The 4,885-nt window shown below is 63.9% G+C and carries 5 protein-coding genes and 1 pseudogene; 3 read left to right on the forward strand and 3 right to left on the reverse strand.

What is annotated here, in order from left to right:
• Window positions 1-463: pseudogene (locus tag EN781_RS25740) on the forward strand (alpha/beta hydrolase); the annotation flags it as partial.
• A gap of 7 nt (window positions 464-470) precedes the next feature.
• Here EN781_RS25740 and EN781_RS25745 read toward each other — a convergent pair.
• Window positions 471-872, reverse strand: a complete 402-nt coding sequence (locus EN781_RS25745) for a rhodanese-like domain-containing protein (protein WP_126054518.1) — start codon at window positions 870-872, stop codon at window positions 471-473.
• Window positions 873-1,274: 402 nt separating this feature from the next.
• Here EN781_RS25745 and EN781_RS25750 point away from each other — a divergent pair, with 402 nt between their 5' ends.
• Window positions 1,275-3,146 (forward strand): murein L,D-transpeptidase, encoded by a 1,872-nt coding sequence (locus EN781_RS25750; RefSeq protein WP_127400455.1) that lies wholly within the window; start codon window positions 1,275-1,277, stop codon window positions 3,144-3,146.
• Window position 3,147: 1 nt separating this feature from the next.
• On the opposite strand, the gene EN781_RS25755 is transcribed toward EN781_RS25750, so the two are convergent.
• Window positions 3,148-3,585 carry a hypothetical protein gene (locus EN781_RS25755; RefSeq protein ID WP_189347859.1) on the reverse strand — a complete coding sequence of 146 codons (438 nt, stop codon included), beginning with the start codon at window positions 3,583-3,585 and terminating at the stop codon, window positions 3,148-3,150.
• Window positions 3,586-3,772: 187 nt separating this feature from the next.
• Window positions 3,773-4,039 (reverse strand): PepSY domain-containing protein, encoded by a 267-nt coding sequence (locus EN781_RS25760; protein ID WP_126054521.1) that lies wholly within the window; start codon window positions 4,037-4,039, stop codon window positions 3,773-3,775.
• A 420-nt stretch (window positions 4,040-4,459) separates the two neighbouring features.
• Between EN781_RS25760 and EN781_RS25765 the strand changes: the two genes are divergently transcribed.
• A partial coding sequence (locus EN781_RS25765; RefSeq protein WP_145965620.1) for an adenylate/guanylate cyclase domain-containing protein occupies window positions 4,460-4,885 on the forward strand: 426 nt, incomplete at its 3' end.

The following is a 4,885-nucleotide window of genomic DNA, read 5'->3' on the forward strand; positions in this document are numbered from 1 at the left end:
CAAGGTTATCGTCGGCCATTCCTTCGGCGGCGCCGTCGCCGCCAACGCCGTCGCCGGTTCGGTCAGGGGCATCCAGCCTATCGCGGCCGAAGGCTTGGTGCTGATCGCGGCGCCGAGCTCACTGCCGGCGATCTTCGCCGACTTCAGCAGCATGCTCAATGTCGGCCCGCGCTCGCAGGTCGCCATGGCCGATCGCGTCGAAAAACTCTCCGGCCGACCGCTCGGCGAATTCACCGGCGACCGCCAGCTCGCGGAAGCGCTGGTGCCGACGCTGGTCATCCATGCGCCCGACGACCGCGAAGTCTCTGCCGACCATGCCACGCGCTATGCCGGCGCCGGCGATCATGTCAGCCTGCATTGGGTCGACGGGCTCGGCCACCGCCGCATCCTCGCCGACAAGGGCGTGGTCGAACGCGCCGTCCGCTTCGCGGCCGAGCACCGCGACTCGACGTTGATGCATTGAAGCGCTGTCAGTCGGCCTTCTTCTTCTGCCCCGGCTCGACCGGCAGTCCGGCCGCCTTCCAGGCGGTGTAGCCGCCAAGGATGTGCTTGACCGGCGAAAGGCCCATGTCCTGCGCCGTTTTGGTGGCCAGCGCCGAGCGCCAGCCGCCGGCGCAGAAGAAGACAAAGCTCTTGCCCGAGGCGAAGAACGGCTTGTGATAGGGGCTTTCCGGATCGATCCAGAATTCCAGCATGCCGCGCGTGACATGCCTGGCGCCGGGGATCTTGCCGTCGCGCTCGACCTCGCGCGGATCGCGCAGGTCGACGAAGATCGTGTCCTCGTCCTCGATTAGCCCCGCCGCTTCCTCCGGCGACACCACCTCGATCTCGGCGTTCGCCTCGTCGAGCAACTCGCGATAGCCTTTTTTCACCGGCGCATTCCTCCCGACCGTGGCTTGCCCACCAGATTTCCAGCACAAGGGCTGGCATTTGTCACGCGGCGTTGGTGCCGGCCATGGCTAGCCACGCCACCCTGGCGCGCCAGCCAACGTGGCCATCCGGCGGGCAGGGCACGAAGTGCCGATTCGTCGCAAGCACCATGTGGACCACCAACGCCGGCGCCGACGCCTGATGCAACCGCCATGGGCCGAAGCCGCTTCGCCCAAGACTGTCACCAACTTGTGAAACTGTTCTGCAACAGCGGCGCCGAAATTTATGGAAGCTTAACGAAATCAGTATGAATCGGTATAATCGCGCCTTACATCCGCCATGCGGTGGGCGTGACCGTCTAGCGGCGCGGAACGGGAGCCGGTTCACAACCGGAGCGGGTGATCATGAAAATTTTCGGAAACACGGCCTGCGTGATGCCGCTTGCGGTTGCCGCGACGCTGGCTCTCGGCGCCCCGCAGGCGAACGCGCAAGGCCTGTTCGACATGCTGTTCGGTGGCGGCGTCCGGCATAACCCGCAAGGCGAATTCCCGCCGCCGCCCAAGCCGAGACCCAGCAAGGTGCCAGCCGGCGGTGGCTCCAGGATCAGCAGCCCGTCCTACTACACCTACAAGGCCGACCGTCTCGTGCGCGTCAACTTTTCAGCGTTGGTGCCGGCGCCGGCGACTGTGGCGGCGCAGGACGCCGCCTTCGTGCCATCTGTCGCCAGCGATGCCTTCCGCGAAGCGATCGCCGGACTGGGTGACTACGAACTTTATGCTGAGCCCGACATCGCCAAGGCGCTGATCGCCTACTACTCGGCCAATCCGGATTTCATCTGGGTGACCGGAACCACCCCCAACAGCCGTGCGCAGGACGCGGTGCGGGTGCTAGGCGAGGCGGCGAGCTATGGCCTGACGCCAGCCGACTACTCGGTCGACGTTCCGGCCGCATCATCCTCGGCCAGCGCGGACGAGCGCCTGAAGGAACTCGTCCGCTTCGAGATGGCGCTGTCGGCGCGCGTGCTGCGCTATGCCCATGATGCCCAGAGCGGCCGCGTCGATCCCAACCGGATGACCGGCTACTATGATTTCCCGGCCAAGCCACTGGATATGGACGGCGTGCTGAAGACGCTTGCGCACACGCAGGAGGTTCGCACCTATCTGGAATCGCGCCATCCGCAGAACGCGGAGTATCAGGCGCTGCGCGTCGAGCTGGAAGCGCTGCAGGCCAGCGAGGAAAACGAGATCGTCGTCGACCCCAAGCTGTTGCTGAAGCCAGGCGAGAGCAGTCCCGAACTGCCCAAGCTCCTGACGCTGATCGCGCGCAACCTAGATGACGAGATGGGCGGCGACTATGGCGAGGTCCTTGCCAGGCTGGGCAAGAGCGAGCTCTACGATCCCGAGCTGGTGCCTGTCATCAAGGCGGTGCAGAAGCGGGCCGGCATGAAGGGTGACGGCGTGATCGGTCCGCGCACGGTGGCGTCGCTCGCCGGAACTTCCAAGGCCGACAAGATCACCAAGGTCGAGGTCGCGCTGGAAGAGTTGCGCTGGCTGCCGTCCGATCTCGGCAGCCCGCGTGTCTTCATCAACCAGCCGGCCTTCACCGCCGCCTATATCGACAATGGCGAGGAGAAGCTGAAAACCCGCGCGGTCGTCGGCAAGGTTACCAACCAGACGGCTTTCTTCTACGACCAGATCGAACAGGTCGATTTCCATCCCTATTGGGGGGTGCCGCAATCGATCATCGTCAACGAGATGCTGCCCAGGCTGCGCAACGATCCGGGCTATCTCGACCGTGCCGGCTATGAAGTGACGGATTCGAGCGGGCGGCGCGTGCCGTCATCGGCGGTCAATTGGGGCGCCTACGGCGCCAACATCCCCTACAGCGTGCGCCAGCAGCCGAGCGAGGCCAATGCGTTGGGTGAGCTGAAGATCCTGTTCCCCAACAAGCACGCCATCTACATGCATGACACGCCGCAGAAATCCTTCTTCGAGCGCGACATGCGCGCGCTCAGCCATGGCTGCGTGCGCTTGCAGGATCCGCGCGGCATGGCGGCGGCGGTGCTCGGCACCTCGGTCGACTACATCGCCGAGAAGTTGAAGCACGGTCATTCGACCGAAAAGGTGACCCGCACCATCCCTGTCTATGTCGCCTATTTCACCGCCTGGCCCGACATGTCCGGCAATGTCGAGTATTTCAACGACGTCTACGACCGTGACACGAGGCTGATGCAGGCGCTGGACGCGACCGAGGCGGTGCGCTCTCCGGCGAGCTAGCTCAGGCGCGCTCGAAGAGCGGGCGTCTGAAGCCGGCGTCGCGCCCGGCGATCAGCCAATAGATCAGGCCGGCGACCAGGCCGGCGGCGGCGATGATCCCAGTGTCGGCCCAGCGCTCGGGACTCTCAGGCGCGTCCGGCCAGATCAGCGTGAAACCCGCGGCCGCCGCAATGGCGCCGAAGACCATGTGCAGCAGGAAGCTGCGCAACGAGAAAAACTCCGCGATCAAGGCGAAGGCGAGGGTCTGCATCCACGTCAGGATGATCGTCAGGAAGTAGACGAACATGCCGAGCGGCGGCACCAGCAGCACGGCGATCGGGCTGATGCCCATGAGGTCGAAATAGGCCGGCGCGTTGGGCAGCGAACTGAGTATCCCATAGATCGCCGCTACTGCGATCAGCCCGACGAGAACGGCCACCAGATAGCCGGCAAGCATCATCAGGACGCGCTTCAATACGTGTTTTACCACTGCCCTGCACCCCCGTGCCCGCATCCGTGGAGCAGCAGTCAGCCATCAAAGCCGGTTTTGTGCAAGGGGAGGCGAGGCGACGACAGGCATCGCCGGTCCGCCGCGATCCGCAGAGAGTGCGCGGTGCGGAATGGTCGAATGGTGGCGGCGCAGCGTCCTATCTGGTCTCGCTCGGTTCTGCGGTCACCGGGTCGTAGGAGATTTCGACCTTCGCCTTGTCGGTCGTATAGTAGGTAACGGTGTAGACACCGCTGTCCCAGCCAACCTCCTTCACATAGCGGAAGTCAGGACGTTGCTCGACCTTGGCGATGATCTCCGACAGCTTCTTGGCGTTCGATGGCGGCAGCGGCCTTTCATCGGCCGCGAAGGCGGGTCCGCCGAGGAGAAGAACCGCAAGGCCGGTCGTCAAAACAACAGTGCGCATGATTGCCCCTCATCTCGTGCTGGCATGGATGCCGTAAAGAACTCGCCCGCGTCCCTGTTGGTTCCGCCAGTGGAGTACAACGCCTGTTCCAGGGGCGGCCTGGCGACTGCGGGTGACGACGGAGCCATGTGCATTCGGCCCAGCTGAAATAGAGAAAATTCAGTAATTCCAATACGAAAGGGCGAGCTAACAATGCACAACCTGAGTAACAAACGGCTAACCATGCAAGCGGCCGCGCGCTGCGTTCAATTAGCGGATCGTAGTAGAGCTTTTGCGAAGACCCTGTTAGACTTGCTAACATAACAGGGTGGCAACGGCGCGCCGAGCCTGCCGACGATCTTTCGTCGGCAAACGGTGAAGTGTTCAACAAAGCGGAAGTCGCCTGTGCTGGACCGCAAGCAGGGACCGGGGGCTTCGACCATGGCTGAACGGAACTACACCCGTCAGCTGGCGACCATCATTTCTATCGATGCCGTCGGATTCTCGCGGTTGATGGGCATCGACGACGAGTTGGCCGTCGCCGCTTTCGAGGAACGACGCGACATTATCGCCGATAGCTGCGTGGCGTTTGGCGGCCGGACTTTCGGCGACGCCGGCGACAGCATCATGGCCGAATTCGGCAATCCGATCGAAGCCTTGCGCGCCGCCTTCGATTTCCAGGGTAGGATCGTAGCGCTTAACGCCGCCGTCGCCGAGGACATGCGCATGCCTTTTCGCGCCGGCATCAACACCGGCGACGTCATCGTGCGCGAGGGCCGCCTCTATGGCGACGACGTCAACATCGCCGCCAGGCTGCAGGAGTTCGCGCCGCATGACGGCCTCGCCATTTCGGAGACGACATGGCAC

Source organism: Mesorhizobium sp. M4A.F.Ca.ET.090.04.2.1, assembly GCF_003999085.1.
Lineage (GTDB): Bacteria > Pseudomonadota > Alphaproteobacteria > Rhizobiales > Rhizobiaceae > Mesorhizobium.